Raw genomic sequence first — 15,913 nt, forward strand, 5'->3', positions numbered from 1 at the left:
ACGCCATCCCGAGCGCACGGTCCTCGACCTGATTGCCGACGACCCGTGTTCGGCGGGCTGCTGCGAAGACAATCTCGTGGTCCAACAGGGCGCCGACGGCAAGCCGGTGCGCGCCATCGGCGCCATGTTGCAGGAAACGCCGCTGGTCCTGATGACCAAAGACGACAGCGGCATCAAAGCGATCAGGGATCTCGCAGGCCGCCGCGTCGCCGTGCACGCCGACGGCGAACACCTGCTGCGCATCCTGCTCCACCTCCACGATGTTGACGTCGACACCGTCGACATCACCGTCGGTGGCTGGTCACTCGACGACCTGACAGCCGAACGTTTCGATGCGGTCCAGGGCTACGCCATCACCGAAGCCATCGCCTTGGAGGCACACGGTTTCAGCCCGCGTCTGGTGCCGCTACGCCACCCCTCGCTCGCCCCGCAATCGCAAGTGATCGTCACGACTCCAGAATGTCTCAGCTCCCATGAGACGATCCTGCGGCGATTCCTCGCGGCGACCGCCGAAGGTTGGCTTCAGGTCCTGGCGCAGCCGGACGAGGCAGCCGCCATGCTTGCCGCGACGTGTGCGGGGCGGACCGATGCCAGCAAAAACCGGCGCATGCTCGCCATGATGGCGCCGCTTGTCGTTGGAGCGAAAGGGCCGCAACAGATCTGTCAGATCGATCGGGAACGCTGGCGGCAGAACATCGCGACCTACGCGCGGTTTGGCTTGGGTGCCCGGAAGGTCGACGTCGACAACATCGTCGACGATCTGTTTACCTAGCCGCGTTGTTCAGTCTCCGACCAGGCCGCCGTGGAAGATCATGCGGTAGACGTCGATACCGTCGTGGCTGATCGTCTCGATGCCGCTGAACCCCAGGAGGTCGCCGTCGACATCATTGCGATAGGCGAAGGCGCCCTCGACGTACGACGCCGGGCCGCGCATTAGGTGGTCGGGATCGGGATCGCCGAGCACAGCGCGCTGGAACGCATAGATCGCCTCCATCGGCGGATGATCGGCCAGGACGGTCGCCATGTAGTTCTTCATCCAGACGACACGGCCGCCGCACCAGACGAGTTCTTGGCCGCCATATGGGTTTTGACCGGCGTATCGGTCCCGGTAGGACCAGCCGCCCTTGTCCCAAACCATCTGCTCGGTACCGTCGGCGAGCTTTTCGCCGTGTGGGATGGCATAGGTCTCACGGCGCGCCTCGACCAGAAAGTCGATGAGGCCGTGGATGGGGACGGCATTCATGACGGGTCCTCCGTCGCGAAGGTCCACGCGTGATCGGCGGCGGCCTCGCAGGTGCCCCACCACACGTCGTCGCACGCGCGCATCTCGGTCAAGAGTTGTTCCAGCATGAGAAGGCGGCCGGGCCGTCCCATCAGATTGGGGTGGAATGTCGTGTGGAAGAGGCCGCCAAAGCGGCGCAGGCCCCGGAACTCCTCCAGCCAGATGCGCCGCGCGTCCTCGGCTGGCGCTGTAACCGCGCTGCCGGCCGGATAGAGCGACGCGCCAAAGAGCGCCCAATCGTCCAGCACCATGCTGGTCGGCAGCTCGATCAGCGAACCCCTGGCCGTTTCGACCAGATGCGGGGTGTCGTATTCCATCAGGCTGGCGTCATAGGTAAAACCCAACGCGGCCATCACCTCCAGCGTACGCGCATCGACACCCCAGCCCGGCGCGCTCCAGCCACGCGGCGTTTGCCCGGTCAATCCTTCCAGGATCGCGGTGGCGTGCTTAAACACCGATTCCTGCTCTTCGGCCGGCAAGCCGAACAGGTTCTCGTGCATGTAGCCGTGATGGGCGATCTCGTGGCCACCAGCCAGGATCGCATCGATCATGGCGGGGTGACGTTCACCGACATGGGCCGGCACGAAGAACGTCGCCGGGACGTCGAGATCCCGGTGCAGCGCCAGAATGCGCGGCATGGCGGTGGTGATGCCGTACGCCGCCTCGGAGATCGCGGTCACGTGCTCGACGGCGCCACGGTCCCAGCCGATCGGGCCTGCCTCGCCATCCACATGCCAAGCGATGGTCACCCCGCATGACTTGCCCTCGGGCCAGGCGAAGCCTGATAAGGTGCGCAGGCGGATATCCGGATAGCTGGGTGAGGAGAGATCGGGCACATGGCGCTTGTAGCCGAACACAGAAGGCGCACTCAAGCCCGCGTGCGGTCCGACCTCCGATGATGCGCCCCGGTCTCGTCCTGTCCGCTGTGCTCGCGGCCTGGTTAAGCGTCGCCCCGGCACCGACGCATGCTGAGGAAACCGATGCCGATACGCTGACCGGCGGCCAGTTCGTTCTGTGCCAGGGTGTCGCGGTCAGCGGGCTGGCATGCCGGGTCTGGATCGACTTCAACGAGAGCCTGCTGGCATATCAGGATGAACTGGCGGCCGGTGGCAACCTGACACCGGATGCCTTCGCGCCGTTCTTCTTGATGCCCCGTTTCCAGTCCGCGGTCGGCCAGCCGGATGCCGCGTTCCAATCGATCGCCGACTGGCTTGGGGAAACCGAAGGCGACGCCTATGCGTTGTGGGGCAACCCGACCGAGGGGCTTTATCGCTCGTCGTCGTGGCTCTCCACCGATCCGCTTCATGCCGATGAGACGGCCGTACTGCCCGACGTCCTGGCGATCAACGACCTGGAGGTCCGGGCGGACGCCCTGATCGTGACGGCGCGCATGCTGGCCGCGAACGGCGATGAGGAAAGAGCGCGCGCCATGTTCGCGTTGGCCTGGGACATCGTGCACAACGACATGGAAGGCGACTTGTGGGAGCGGACGCGCCAGTTGGGCTCGCTCTTCGCCATGTGGGCGGCCGCCGGCTTTGGCGATGACGCGGAGGAAGCCGCCGCCCGATTGAGCGAGACCGACGCCGCCTTCGCTCGCCTTGCCATGGTCGAAGGCGCCGCCGCGACGGGCGATCACACGATGACCATGGCTCTTGCCGAACGCCTGCCCGGCTGGCTGCCGCTCTTGGGCCAGATTTCGCTCGCCGAAGCCTATCGCCGCCAAGGCGACGAGGCGCAGGCACGCGCGACCCTGGATGCGGCGGCGGACGCCATGGAGAACGGTGACGGCGCGGCGCGCAATCCGGCGGCCCATCTGAGGCTAGCCCAGGGCTACGCCATGCTGGGCGATATGGCCGCCGCGCGCGCGGCGCTTGAAAGCTATGACGCCGGTCCGCACCTGGAAGGCGGGCTCGCCCGGCCCGATATCGCGCCGCTCGTCGCCTGTCACGACATGGGTCAGGCCCTGCGTCTTATCAGCGAGGACGCAAACGGCCGGCCGGACCCCATGGACGTCGTCAACATCCTGGTCGCCGCGTCAGCCTCCGGCGCCGGCGATGAAGCCTACGCGGTCGCAGCCGCCCAACAGCACGCCTTTACCCGAAGCCTCTACCTGCTGGCCATTTCGATAGGCCTCAAACACCGCGAACTCAGCGCCTTTCGCGGCACACCCTGCTCGACGGTCAGCATCAACGCGTTTTAGCGGAGCTCAGCGACTATCGCCGCCGCGCTCCATCCCTGTCTCCCGGTCAGCATTTAGCATGCATCGGGCCTCTCTTTTTGCGGGAGCATGACATCACCATATACACGGTATGCGTATACTAGTGTTCAGCAGTGTGATAGCGATCCTGACCCTTTCGTCACCGACAAAGGCGAGCTTCGCCGATCCGTTGCCGGAGTGCTTGGATGTACCAACAACTCTTCTGTGCCGCGTTTCAAACGATCTCGCCATCACCACGGAAGAGTTTCTCGAGAAGGTATCGGAAGCAACGACGCTTCGCCCGTACGCACTCAAGCCGTTCTACTTGACGCCTCGCTACTTCGCAGCAAGTGGCGATCTCGCTCGTGCCATTGAGATCGTGCAGGACTACCGGGATCAGTATCCAACGCAGACAGTCAGCAGCTCAGTCTTCGACGTTGATCCGGTCAAAGAGGTCCGGCTTTACTCGATCAACATCGCCACCGATCCGCTACCCATCTTAGACTCGATCAATGTTCCGCAGGCCATACAGCTTGCTGAGCAAGACGCCGATGAGTGGGCGAGAATCGCCGCGGCACGTTCGTTGGCGACAAGCGACGCGATCGACCAAGCTCGTGAGGCGTTCATCATGGCTTCCGACATTTCTCAGTACCCCAACATGAGCCTGCTCGTGCCCTGGGCTGCATCTGGATTTGCAGACGACGCATTACGATATGCGGCTGAACTTAGCCCAATCGCTGAGTCCTGGTCGAAACTGTACCTCGCTGAAGGTCTTGCGATGCGAGGCGACATTGAAGGGACAAGAGCGCTGGTTACGGAATTGCTTGGTGATATGCCTATGCTGGGGCAACCCGCGATAGCCGAAGCTTACCGTCGGGCCGGTCAGCCAGAAACAGCACTTGCTCTCTTGGATGAAACCGCTCGCGCCATTGAGACCATGTCACCAGGTCTACGGGAGGCATCGTTCTATCGGCGCATCGCCATCGGTTATGCGCTGCTAAACGATGTTGAGATGACCAGATACATGATGCTTCGGGCAACCTACGGCACATCGTTCGATAGGTTCTCTTGGCAAAAGGTCGCACCATTCATTGCATGCCACGACCTTACAATCGCCATAGACCTCTCAGGTGGGTCCGACGCATTACCGCGCGACGTAACGGAATTGCTCATTGTCGCATCCCGGTCAGGTCTCGCGGAAGACGCGTACCTCATTGCAAAGAGCCAGGAGAATCTGGTTGATCGCACTCTCTATCTCATGGCGGTAACCATTGGCATCATCCAAGCAGAAAATGTCCCGCCAAGTGATACTCCCTGTTCGACATTGAGCATTGCGTCAGTCTACTAGGAGTGCAGTCGCGATCATTGCATCGCGCCCCTCGGCCATCGCAGGATAGGTACGGGCACCCCATTTGAGGCACCATGGACGGTTTTATTGCCAGGCGCGACATCTGCTCGTTTACCGAGGTGCGGCGGCTCTCGGAGCGTTCGGACGCGAAGGGGCTGGCGCAGTTGTTGAGCCATCTGCTCGCCATCCTGGTGACCGGCACGCTGATCTGGTGGGTGATGCCCTATCGGTGGCTGTTGATCCCCGCCTTGGTCGTTCACGGCATCCTGCTCGCCTTTCTCTTTTGTCCGCTGCACGAGGTCATCCACCGCACGGCGTTCAAGTCCCGCTGGCTGAACGATACCGTCGGCTATGTCTTCGGCTTCGCGATCATGCTGCCGCCCGCCTATTTCCGCTTCTTCCACTTCGAGCACCACCGCGAGACCCAGATCGACGGCAAGGATCCGGAACTGGGCGAGCCGAAACCGCGGACACGCGGCGCGCTGATCTGGTACCTCACGGGGATCAAGAACTACTGGTGGGTGATGGGCAAGGTCGTCGTGATCCATGCCATGGGCCGCGTGACCGAGCCCTATATCCCCGATGACGGCAAGCCACAGGTCATCATGGAATCCCGCCTGTTCCTCGCCGGCTACGCCGTCATCGCGGTGATCGCGATTGCTGTCGGCACCTGGGCGCCGGTGCTCTATTGGGTCCTGCCGCTGGTGCTCGGCATGCCGTTTCTCAGGATGTACCTGCTCGCCGAACACACGCTGTTGCCCCACACAGCCGACATGCTGGCCAACACCCGCACCATGAAGACCAACGGTGTGGTACGTTGGCTGTCATGGCAGATGCCCTATCATACCGAGCATCACACGTTCCCGTCGGTGCCGTTCCACGCGCTGGCGGCGGCCTATGACAAGATCGCGCCGCGGCACGAAGCATTCATCCCCGGTTACATCGCGTTCGCCCGCGAATACTGGAGCAGTCTCAAGCATCGTTAGGAGTTGTTGATGACGTTTCGCGTGCTCTGCGGCCAGCTCATGCACGAGACCAATACGTTTTCGGTCCAGCCCGCCGATATCCCCGCTTTCGACAAGATGTTCTGCTTTCGCGGCGCCGACGAGATCGTCAGAGAAATGGCCGGCACCAACAGCGAGACCGCCGGGTTCATGGCCGCGGCCGAGGCCCACGATTGGGACCTCATCCATACCGTCGCCGCCTTCGCCAACCCTTGCGGCAAGGTGACGGACGAGGCCTTTGAGGAACTGGGCGGCCTGATCTTCGACGCGCTCGACGCCAACCGCGATGTCGACGGGGTGCTGCTCGCCCTGCACGGCGCCATGGTGACGGAGACCTATGAGGACGCCGAGACCGAGGTCCTGAAGCGCGTCCGCGCCATCATCGGCACCGATATCCCGATCGCCGTCACCTTCGACCTGCATGCCAATGTCGGACCAGACGTGGCGGACCTCGCCAACATCGTGTGCAGCTACAAGACCTATCCGCATATCGACATGGCCGAACGCGGGCGCCAAGCGGGCGACTTGTTGCAGCGCGCCATGGCAGGCGAGATCAGGCCCAAGACGTTCCTGGCCCGCCGCCCGCTGTTCGAAGGCGCCGATGGCGGACGCACCGATGCCGGACCCATGATCGACCTGCAGGCCAAGGCGCGCGGCTTCGAAGCCGAACCAGGCGTGCTGAACACGTCGATCAACGCGGGTTTCCATCATTCCGATATTTTCGATGTCGGTCCCACCGTTCTGGTTACCGGCGACGGCCAGGATCCGCGCTATCAGGCGATGGCTGAAGAACTGATGGACGACATCTGGGCGCGCCGCGACGAGGTCACGAATGTCTATCTGACGCCCGGCGACGCCGCGGAAACTGCGCGCCAGCACAACTACAGCGGCAAGCCGCTGGTGATCGCCGACTATGCCGACAACCCCGGCGCCGGCGCCTATGGCGATGCGACCAATCTCTTGAAGGCGATGCTGGATGCCGGTCTGCAGAACGCGTGTTTCGGCGCCGTGCGTGACAGCGAGGCGGCCGCCGCTCTGGTCGAGGCCGGAGAAGGCGCGACGGTTACCTTGGACGTCGGCGGCAAGGTCGATCCCAATTTCGGTGGTCCGCCCCTGTCGCTGACCGGCACGGTCGTCCATGCCGGTGACGGCACCTACACCTGCGACGGGCCGATGTGGGCCGGCATGACCAAACACTTTGGTCCGAGCGCCGTGCTGCGCGTTGGCGGAGTCGATGTCCTGGTCGTCAGCAACCTCATGCAGATCACCGACCTACAGCAATTCTTGTCGAACGGCATCGATCCGCGCGAGAAACGCACGGTGGCGCTGAAATCCATGCAACACTTCCGCGCCGCCTATGAACCGATGGCCGACAAGGTCATCGTCTGCGATTCCGGCGCGCTTGCCTCGCCCGATTCCAGCAAGCTGACGTTCAAGAACATCCGCCGCCCGCTCTATCCCTTCGACGCGATCGAGTCCTAGGCGCCGCATGTCCCGCACACGCATCAATCCAGATCACTATTGGACGCCTGAGATCGCAAAGATCATCGAACAGGCGTGCGATGCCGGTCTTCTGACCCTGATGAGCGACGCCGATCGCGACGCGACCCGGATGCGTCTTCTGAAGTCGGTCAAACCGGACCAAACGGTCTGGGTGTTCGGCTACGGCTCCTTGATGTGGAACCCGGATTTTCCAGTCGCCGAGACCCGCGCGGCATTGGTCCGCGGCTGGCACCGGCGTTTCTGCCTGTGGACCGTGCTGGGTCGCGGCACGCCGGACCGGCCCGGCCTGATGCTGGGCCTGGAGCCCGGCGGCTCATGCCGCGGCATGGCGTTGGCCATCGCGCCGGAGAACGTGGAACAGGCGACCGACCGGGTGTGGCGACGCGAGATGCTGTCCAACGCCTACATTCCGCGCTGGGTCGAGGCGGAGACCCATGAGGGCACGGTCCAGACCATTGCCTTCACCATCAATCCTAAGATGGAGCGTTACGCCGGGCGTCTGGACGACGAGGATGTCGCCCGTCACATTGCGCTGGCCGAAGGGCCCGCTGGACCATGCATCGACTACCTGATCAAGACCGTGGCATCGCTCGACAAGATCGGCCACCGGCGCGGTCCCATGCACGATCTGTTGAACCGCGCCTGGGAACTGCGCGGCTAGTTGCGCCCTTGCGTCACAGCCAGCCCTTGCGCTTGAACCACAGGTAGGGAAGCACGGCCGAGACCACCATCAGCAGAAGCGCGAAGGGATAACCAAAGTCCCAGTCGAGCTCGGGCATGACCTCGAAGTTCATGCCGTAGATCGACGCGATCACCGTTGGCGGCAGCAGGACGACCGCGGCGACCGAGAAGATCTTGATGATGCCGGTCTGCTCGATGTTGATCATGCCCAGCGTCGCATCGAGCAGGAAATTCGTCTTGTTGGCCAGAAACGTGGCGTGATCGGCGAGCGAGGTGACGTCGCGGTGCAGGGTCTTGAACCGCTCGCGCCCGACATGCTTGCCGCGTATCTGCGGATTGTTGATCACATACAGCAACAGGCGGGCAATACTCACCAAGCTCTCGCGAACCCGCGCCGTCATATCGCCGGCCTGTCCGATGCGCCGGATCAGATCGTCGAAGTCATGGCTTTCCGGCTTGCCTTCGCTGTCGTAGTGAAAGATGTCCTGTGAAATGGTCTCGATGTTGGTGCCCTGGCGTTCCAGAACATCGGCCAGGCGATCGATAACCGCGTCCAGCAGGGTCATCAGGATCGACTCGCCGGTCAAGCTCGCCGCGTGCAGCCGCGCGAGACGATCGGCCACGACGACAAACGGTTTGGGATCCTCATAACGGATGGTGACGAGACGGTGATTGACCAGCATGAACGTGATGGCGCTGCTGCTGACATCGCTTGTGTCGGCACCGCTGATGACCGTGGCGGTGAGGTAGAGAACGCCGTCTTCGTCGCGCAGGCGGCTTGAGACCTCGATTTCCTCCATCTCGTCACGCGTGGGAACCGGCGCATCGACGGCGGCGGCAACCGTGTCGCGTTCGTCGGGCGTCGGATTGTGCAGATCGAACCAGATCGGGTTTTCCGACACGATGGAGCCGCCGGAAGAGTCGGTCACCCGGAGCGTTTCATCGTCGACGGCATAGAACTTCAACATCTGCGATCCCTTCATGCACGACCGAACGCATTATCCAACAGCCATTCTTATGGGAAAAGCAGCATGAATGGCTCAACCCGAAGCGAATTTCGATATTTTGCCGCAAACCGCCAACAGCGAATCGACCTCCATTGGCGATCCAGTTGGCGCCGGATCGGACCGTTTCCCGGCCAATCGACGGCTTCGCTGTTTGATCGCGCGTCGTCGTCACGCCATCATCGCCGACCATCTCAAAGGAAACCGACACCATGGTATCAAGGCCTAGGCGATCAAAGATCAACGTCGACGACGTCGCGGCGGCCGAAAAGCTCGCCGGTGTCCGTTACCGGCCAAGCGAACGCGACCAGCTCGCCCGCACCTTCGATGTGCAACTCAACCGCACCCTGGCGCAACGTCAGGTCGACCTGGGCAACGCGCTCAACCCGGCCTGCACGTTCGACCCACTATTGCCCGGAACACCGGTTCCCGAACGCGCGCGCTTTCGCCGCTCGACTCTTCGCGCCGGCAAGCTACCGTCTGATGAGACCGATATCGCATACGCCCCGGTCACCATGCTTGGTCAATGGCTGGCCCGCGGTCATATCAGCAGCGTCGACCTGACCGGGCTGTACCTGGACCGGCTCAAGCGTTTCGACCGGCGGCTGCAGGCTGTCGTCACGCTCATGGAAGAAAGTGCGCTCGCCCAGGCGCGCCATGCCGACCGCGAGCTCGCCAAGGGTAAGCGGCGCGGTCCCCTGCACGGTATTCCCTGGGGCGCGAAGGATCTTCTGGATACGCGCGGCGTCGCGACGACCTGGGGGGCGCCACCCTATGTCGACCGCCGCCCAACCGAGGACGCGGCCGTGGTGCGCCTGCTGCACGAGGCGGGCGCGGTCTTGGTCGCCAAGCTCTCTCTGGGCGCGCTGGCCTATGGCGATGTCTGGCATGGCGGGCGAACCCGCAACCCTTGGAACCTGGACGAAGGCTCGTCCGGCTCCAGCGCCGGCTCGGGCGCTACGGTCGCCGCCGGTTGTGTCGGTTTTGCCATCGGCTCGGAGACCTTGGGCTCGATCATCAGTCCGGCGGACCGTTGCGGCACCGTCGGCTTGCGCCCGACCTTCGGACGTGTGCCGCGCACAGGCGCCATGGCGCTGTGCTGGTCGCTCGACAAGCTGGGGCCCCTGACCCGCGGCGTCGAGGATACCGCACTGATCCTAAAGGCCCTTAACGGTCACGACGCCGACGATCCCGGGTCGGCCGACATCCCGTTGAACTTCGACGGTCAGGCTTCGGTCGACGGCGCGGTGATCGGCTACGACCCCGATTGGCTTGAACCGCCGATCGGAACCGACGCCGACCGGGCCGCCCTTCGGGCGCTGAAACGCGCGGGGTGCAAGGTCAAAAAGATCAAGCTGCCGGCGCTGCCTTACGATTCCCTCGAGACCATCCTGTTCGCCGAATCAGCGGCCGCGTTCGAGGACCTGACGCTGTCGGGCGGGGATCGCCAATTGCCGGAGCAGACGGATATCTCGTGGCCCAACGAGTTTCGCAAGGCGCGCTTCATCTCCGCCGTCGATTTCCTCCAGGCCGACCGCCTGCGCCGGCTGACCATGGAGGCGATGGCCGATGTCTATGACGAGGTCGACGCGCTGCTGTCGCCACCGGAAGGCACGCCGCTCTTGACCATCACCAACTGCACGGGCCATCCGGCGATCGCCGTGCCGTCCGGTTTCGCGCCCAGGGTCAATGACAGCTACGCACCTTCCGCCAACCCGTCGAAAGCGGCCCGCGACCTGCCACACTGCTCGGTGTTGTGGGGCAAGCTCTACGATGACGGACGTTTGATCGAGCTCGCCATGGCGATGGAACGGCAATTGGATCTGGGCGTCCCGCGCCCGCCGAAGTTCTCTTGAGGCAGGAGGCGCGGTCGTGACGACCCAATCACTGACCGGCGGCTGTCAATGCGGCACCATACGCTATGAGGTCAACCGATCGATGAAGCAGGTCGTGCACTGCCATTGCTCCTTGTGCCGCAAGACCCATGGCGCTCTCTTCGCCAGTGCCGGCATCGTGCCATTGAACGCCTTCACGCTGGTCAGCGGCGAGGCGGACCTGGTTGACTTCGAAAGCACACCCGGCACACATCGGCAGTTCTGCCGCGTCTGCGGATGCCAGCTTTTCACCAGGGTCGACAACTGGCCCGACGAGTTCTTCATCAATCTCGGCTCGCTCGATGCCGGCCAATCGCCCGGGCACGCGCCTGACAAGGAGCGGCATATCTTTTGGGAATCGCGCGTCGACTGGTACGACCCAGGCGACGACTTGCCTAAACACACCGGTTACGGAGAGGGCTGAGCGATGGCCGACGTCAAACCGTTGACCGGCGGCTGCCTGTGCGGTGCGGTGCGTTTCGAGGTGCACGCACTAGCCAGCGATGTCTACCACTGCCACTGTTCCATCTGCCGCAAACTGCAGGGCGCGTTGATGCCGACCTATGTGGTCGTGCCGCGCGACGCGTTCGTCGTGACCCATGGCGCAGACAACGTGACGCGCTATGACAGCTCGGAACGCATTCACAGGTTCTTCTGCTCGACCTGCGGCGCGCGGGTCTACGAACACAACACCGAGCAACCGGGCGACATCTGGTATGCCGCGGGCAGCCTGGACGATGGCGCCGATCCGCGCACCAAGGACGCCAACTTCCGGCATATCTTCTGGGAATCGCGTAACGGTTGGTACGAACCGATGGACACGCTGCCGAAGGTCATCGAGTTCGACGACGGCTGACACAACCTCGAACTAACCGGGAGAGTTCAGACGGAGACGTCGTTAACGCTTGAAGGTGGCTGCCAGTGCGGCACCGTGCGCTATGACGTCCGGGCACCGACAACGGACGTCTATCATTGCCACTGTTCGATGTGCCGCAAAATCCATGGCGCGGCGTTCGCCACCCTTGCGATCGCGCCCATCAAATCCGTGGTCTACGTCAAGGGCGAGGACTACCTGACCCACTCCGAAAGCTCCGACGGTGTCAGCCGATTGTTCTGCAAGATCTGCGGTTGCCGGTTGACGATCGACGTTGCCGAGGTACCGCAGTCACGCTGGTACACCCCCGCCACGCTGGACGACAGTGTCCACCCGGCACGGCCGAGAACGAACGACATAACTTTGTCGGCTCAATGCTTGACTGGCTGCAGCTGAACAACGTCCTGCCGCAATCCGACGAAGCCTGACGCGGCCGAAAACGGCGGAATACAAGCAATCTTGACTCTCGGCGCGAAAGTTCATACATTTATTTCAGTTTTTTCTGAAATAACGGTGAAGACATGAAACTCAACAGCGCCATGGAACAGTTCATCCTGCATTGGGGTGAGATGGGCTCGCGCTGGGGGGTCAGCCGCTCGGTCGCCCAGGTCCACGCGCTGCTCTACCTGGCAAGCGATCCCCTGCACGCCGACGAGATCACCGAAACACTCTCGATCGCGCGCTCCAATGTCAGCATGTGCCTGAAGGAGCTGCAGGGTTGGCGCCTGATCGAACTGACCCACGTCCTGGGCGACCGCCGCGACCACTTCACCGCTGAAAAGGATGTCTGGGAAATCATGACCCGGATCGTCGAAGGCCGGAAGGAGCGCGAGATCGATCCGCTGCTGCAGACTCTGGTGCGCTGCCGCGACGAAGCCGCAGCCGATAAGACGATCGACCCTGGCGTCGCCGAGCGCATTGCCGCCATGCACGACTTCGTCACCAACATGACCAACTGGTACCAGCAGGTCAGCCGCATTCCGCGCCCGGTCCTGCGCAAGCTGATGGCCATGGGCGCGCGGGTCGCGAAGTTCGCGACGTAGGGGAGATTTTTGACATGTTCTTTCAAAATTTCCTGAAACTTCCGACTATAACGATGGGGCCTGCGCCAGCGGCGCATGCCGTCCGGCGGACCGACGAGCCGGCGCCGACCTATCGTTCGTTGCTGGGCGAGACCGCCTGGCACCGCCTGGACCACGCCATTCGCGCCCGTTTCGGCGACGACGGCACCAAGCGCGGTTTCTATGGCCTGATGGGAACGGTCCGTCTGTCGCGCGCCGGACGCGTGCTGGCCCTGTTGGCGCGTCTGTTCGGCACATCGCTGTGCCCCAAGACCGGCCGCGACATCGTCACCATGATCGACGTCGAGGGCGATACCGCAAGCGCCGCCGGCATCTGGAACCGCGCCTATCTGTTCCCGGCCGGCCGACGTTTTGTCGTGACCAGCGTCAAACGGTTCGACCCGCGCGACGGCCTGCTCGAGTGCCTGGGCCGAGGGTTTGTCATGCGGCTCAATCTGAAGGCGGAAAGACGCGCGCTGCATTTCATCAGCACCGGCTACGCCTGGCATTGCGGCCCGCTGCGCGTGCCCCTGCCCCATGTGCTGTCGCCCGGCGAGACCCACGTCACCCATCGCGAGCTGGGCGGCGGCCGGTTCCGTTTCACGCTCCAGATCCGTCATCCCTGGTTCGGCGAGCTGGTGTTCCAGGAAGGCGATTTTTTCGAACGGGAGGATGTCCCATGGAAGCCCTGATGATCGTCGTGACGGCCCAGGCGCTGCTCGGCGCCTTCGATCTGGCCTACCATCACGAGATGACCGAGCGTCTGACGTGGAAAAAAACCGCGTCTGCGGAACTCCGGCTCCACGCCGCCCGCAACGGAATCTACGCGGTCATCTTCCTGGTCCTGGCCTGGGCCGAACCCCATGGCCTTTTGGCCATCGCCTTTGCCGGCCTGCTTGTGATCGAGATCGCCATCACGCTCACCGACTTCGTTATCGAGGACCGCACCCGTCTCCTGCCCGCGAGCGAACGGGTCCTCCACACCGTGCTGGCCATCAGCTACGGCGCCTTCCTGGCGCTGTTCGCGCCCTATCTCGTCGCCTGGGCCGGTGAACCCACCGCGCTTGTCCTGGTCGAGCGCGGCGCCTGGTCGGCCGTGATGACTGTGTTTGCTGTCGGCGTTGCCTATTGGACCCTCCGCGATACCGCGCGCAGTCACGCTGTCGGCCAGGCACCCTCTGTCGCCGATCCGGGCGCCGACTTGGTCACCGACTATCTCGACGGCAATAAGCGGATCCTGATCACCGGCGGCACCGGCTTCATCGGCCGGCGATTGACCGCGGCGCTGGTCGAAGCCGGCCACCATGTGACCGTCCTGACCCGCGACGCCCGCAAAGCGCGTGATCTGCCGCTGCCGGTGCGCATCACGACCGACCTCGACAGCTTCGGCGATGACGAGGTCTTCGATGCCGTCGTCCACCTGGCCGGCGCGCCGGTCGCGACACGGCGCTGGACCGCCAAGCGCAAATCGGTGCTGCGCGCCAGCCGGATCGATACGACCCGGGCGCTGGTCGCCTTCATCGGCCGCCTCGAGATCAAACCTGAGGTTTTGATCACCGCCTCGGCAATCGGCTATTACGGCTCGGACAGCGAACGTCCGGTCACCGAGAACACCAAACCCCAACCGGGGTTCTCCAATGCCATGTGCGCGGCCTGCGAAGCCGAATCGCGCAAGGCCTGCCGCTATGGCGTCCGTGTTGTGCAACTAAGGCTGGGACTGGTGCTAGCCGCCCATGGCGGTCCGCTCGGCATGATGATGCCCTCCTTCGAGTTCGGTCTGGGCGCCCGCCTGGGGTCGGGCCGGCAATGGATGTCCTGGGTCCACCTGGACGACGTCATCGCCATGATCGCCTTCCTGATCGCGCGCGACGACCTCAGGGGCCCGTTCAACGCCGTCGCCCCGGTGCCGGTGCGTAATGCGCAGTTCTCGGTCGCGCTGGCGCGCCAGTTGGGGCGGCCCTGTCTGTTCGCCATCCCCGCTGGCGTGATCCGCTTCGTGTTCGGCGAAATGGGGCAGGAGCTCCTGCTCGCCAGCAAGCGGGTTCAGCCGATACGGCTATGCGATGCCGGCTTCGGTTTCCGGTGCCCGAACCTTGAGGAGGCCTTGCGCGTTTCCCTGGCGTCTGACCAGCCCGCGGTCAATCCAACTGCCTGACCAGGTCGGCGGCGCAGTCCTTGGCGAACTGGGCGAAGGTCGTCGCCGGACGGCCCATCACCGCCTCGAACTCGTCCGTCAGATAGGCGTATCTGCCGGCCCGGATGTTGGCGTAGAGCTGCAGCACGAGGTCGATGTACCAGGCCTCGTCGCCGGCGGCGCGCTGCTGCTCGCGATAGGCCTCAGGGCTCATGGCCTCATAAACGAACGTGCGGCCCGTCGCCTCCGACATCGCACGGGCGAGATCGCCATAGGACAGCGCCTCCGGCCCGCTGATCGTGTAGCACTTGCCCTCGTGCCCCGGCTCGGTCAGCGACTTGACCGCCATGGCGGCGATATCGCGGGTATCGATCCAGCCGATCCGTCCCTCGCCGCCCGGTAGCGCCATGCGCCCGCCGGGCGCGTATTCGAACATCATCTGCATGAACCAGCTGGGCCGGATGTGTGTCCAGGCGACGCCGGAGTCCTCTAGAGCCTTTTCCGCCAGCCCGTGCCGGCGCGCCAGATCGTCCGACGAGTTGATGTCGGCCGAGCGCGCCGAGAGCCGGACCACATGCTGAAGACCCGCCGGCTTCGCGGCGGCCAGGAAGTTCTCCAACATGACCACGTTGTCCTCGGGGTCGGGCGTCGCGTAATAGGCTTTCTGGACCCCGGCAACGACGTCGTTGAGTGAACCGGGGTCGCGCAGGTCGCCCTCGACCACCACGTCACCGCCAACGCCCAGATCGGCCGCGCGCGAAGCGTCCCGGGTCATAATCCGCATGGGATGGCCAGCGGTCTTGAGCTGATCAACGACCTCTCGCCCGACATGGCCGGTCGCGCCGATCACCAGAATGGGTGTTGTCATGTTTGTCCTCCGTGGCGGCGCGGTTGTGTTGGCTCTGGGGCTATGATCGGATGGCATCCGCCGCTCGTCCAGGCACTTGGAGG

General features: G+C 63.8%; 18 protein-coding genes. 14 read left to right on the top strand and 4 right to left on the bottom strand.

Features of this window, described 5'->3' with window-relative positions; genetic code table 11:
- Positions 1-772, top strand: a 772-nt coding sequence (locus tag AAF563_20865; protein ID MEM7123741.1) for an ABC transporter substrate-binding protein, incomplete at its 5' end; no start/stop codon positions are given.
- Positions 773-781: 9 nt separating this feature from the next.
- On the opposite strand, the gene AAF563_20870 is transcribed toward AAF563_20865, so the two are convergent.
- Both AAF563_20870 and AAF563_20875 read right to left on the bottom strand, forming a co-directional pair.
- Positions 782-1,243 (bottom strand): DUF5680 domain-containing protein, encoded by a 462-nt coding sequence (locus AAF563_20870; protein ID MEM7123742.1) that lies wholly within the window; start codon positions 1,241-1,243, stop codon positions 782-784.
- On the bottom strand, positions 1,240-2,154 hold the full coding sequence (locus AAF563_20875; protein ID MEM7123743.1) for a polysaccharide deacetylase: 915 nt from the start codon (positions 2,152-2,154) through the stop codon (positions 1,240-1,242). The genes AAF563_20870 and AAF563_20875 overlap by 4 nt, the downstream gene beginning before the upstream one ends.
- Before the next feature lie 23 nt (positions 2,155-2,177).
- Here AAF563_20875 and AAF563_20880 point away from each other — a divergent pair, with 23 nt between their 5' ends.
- From AAF563_20880 to AAF563_20900, 5 genes are all read left to right on the top strand, one after another.
- The gene (locus tag AAF563_20880; GenBank protein MEM7123744.1) at positions 2,178-3,482 is read left to right on the top strand and encodes a hypothetical protein; all 1,305 of its coding nucleotides are present in this window, start codon (positions 2,178-2,180) and stop codon (positions 3,480-3,482) included.
- Between the two features lie 133 nt (positions 3,483-3,615).
- Positions 3,616-4,827, top strand: coding sequence for a hypothetical protein (locus tag AAF563_20885; protein MEM7123745.1), 1,212 nt, complete (start codon positions 3,616-3,618; stop codon positions 4,825-4,827).
- A 74-nt stretch (positions 4,828-4,901) separates the two neighbouring features.
- A complete protein-coding gene (locus AAF563_20890; protein MEM7123746.1) occupies positions 4,902-5,813 on the top strand; it encodes a fatty acid desaturase in 912 nt (303 codons plus the stop codon).
- A gap of 9 nt (positions 5,814-5,822) precedes the next feature.
- Positions 5,823-7,313 carry a M81 family metallopeptidase gene (locus AAF563_20895; GenBank protein ID MEM7123747.1) on the top strand — a complete coding sequence of 497 codons (1,491 nt, stop codon included), beginning with the start codon at positions 5,823-5,825 and terminating at the stop codon, positions 7,311-7,313.
- Positions 7,314-7,320: 7 nt separating this feature from the next.
- On the top strand, positions 7,321-7,995 hold the full coding sequence (locus tag AAF563_20900) for a gamma-glutamylcyclotransferase (protein ID MEM7123748.1): 675 nt from the start codon (positions 7,321-7,323) through the stop codon (positions 7,993-7,995).
- Between the two features lie 13 nt (positions 7,996-8,008).
- Here AAF563_20900 and AAF563_20905 read toward each other — a convergent pair whose 3' ends face one another.
- Positions 8,009-8,983, bottom strand: coding sequence for a magnesium transporter CorA family protein (locus AAF563_20905; GenBank protein MEM7123749.1), 975 nt, complete (start codon positions 8,981-8,983; stop codon positions 8,009-8,011).
- A gap of 67 nt (positions 8,984-9,050) precedes the next feature.
- On the opposite strand from AAF563_20905, the gene AAF563_20910 reads away from it, so the two are divergent.
- From AAF563_20910 to AAF563_20945, 8 genes are all read left to right on the top strand, one after another.
- Positions 9,051-9,248, top strand: a complete 198-nt coding sequence (locus tag AAF563_20910) for a hypothetical protein (protein ID MEM7123750.1) — start codon at positions 9,051-9,053, stop codon at positions 9,246-9,248.
- Positions 9,232-10,875, top strand: coding sequence for an amidase (locus tag AAF563_20915; GenBank protein MEM7123751.1), 1,644 nt, complete (start codon positions 9,232-9,234; stop codon positions 10,873-10,875). The genes AAF563_20910 and AAF563_20915 overlap by 17 nt, the downstream gene beginning before the upstream one ends.
- 16 nt (positions 10,876-10,891) lie before the next feature.
- Positions 10,892-11,317 (top strand): GFA family protein, encoded by a 426-nt coding sequence (locus AAF563_20920; protein MEM7123752.1) that lies wholly within the window; start codon positions 10,892-10,894, stop codon positions 11,315-11,317.
- 3 nt (positions 11,318-11,320) lie between these two features.
- Positions 11,321-11,749: a GFA family protein gene (locus tag AAF563_20925; protein MEM7123753.1), complete on the top strand. Its 429-nt coding sequence runs from the start codon at positions 11,321-11,323 to the stop codon at positions 11,747-11,749.
- A 75-nt stretch (positions 11,750-11,824) separates the two neighbouring features.
- Complete coding sequence (locus tag AAF563_20930; GenBank protein ID MEM7123754.1) at positions 11,825-12,163, top strand: GFA family protein; 339 nt, start codon at positions 11,825-11,827, stop codon at positions 12,161-12,163.
- A gap of 125 nt (positions 12,164-12,288) precedes the next feature.
- On the top strand, positions 12,289-12,810 hold the full coding sequence (locus tag AAF563_20935; GenBank protein MEM7123755.1) for a MarR family transcriptional regulator: 522 nt from the start codon (positions 12,289-12,291) through the stop codon (positions 12,808-12,810).
- A 14-nt stretch (positions 12,811-12,824) separates the two neighbouring features.
- Positions 12,825-13,520 (top strand): DUF4166 domain-containing protein, encoded by a 696-nt coding sequence (locus tag AAF563_20940; protein ID MEM7123756.1) that lies wholly within the window; start codon positions 12,825-12,827, stop codon positions 13,518-13,520.
- Entirely contained in the window at positions 13,508-14,983 is a 1,476-nt protein-coding gene (locus AAF563_20945) for a TIGR01777 family oxidoreductase (protein MEM7123757.1), read from the top strand. The genes AAF563_20940 and AAF563_20945 overlap by 13 nt, the downstream gene beginning before the upstream one ends.
- Here AAF563_20945 and AAF563_20950 read toward each other — a convergent pair.
- Positions 14,967-15,830 carry an SDR family oxidoreductase gene (locus tag AAF563_20950; GenBank protein ID MEM7123758.1) on the bottom strand — a complete coding sequence of 288 codons (864 nt, stop codon included), beginning with the start codon at positions 15,828-15,830 and terminating at the stop codon, positions 14,967-14,969. The genes AAF563_20945 and AAF563_20950 overlap by 17 nt on opposite strands.
- Positions 15,831-15,913: the final 83 nt, after the last annotated feature.

It is taken from the genome of Pseudomonadota bacterium (genome assembly GCA_039028155.1).
Taxonomy (GTDB): Bacteria; Pseudomonadota; Alphaproteobacteria; order SP197; family SP197; genus JANQGO01.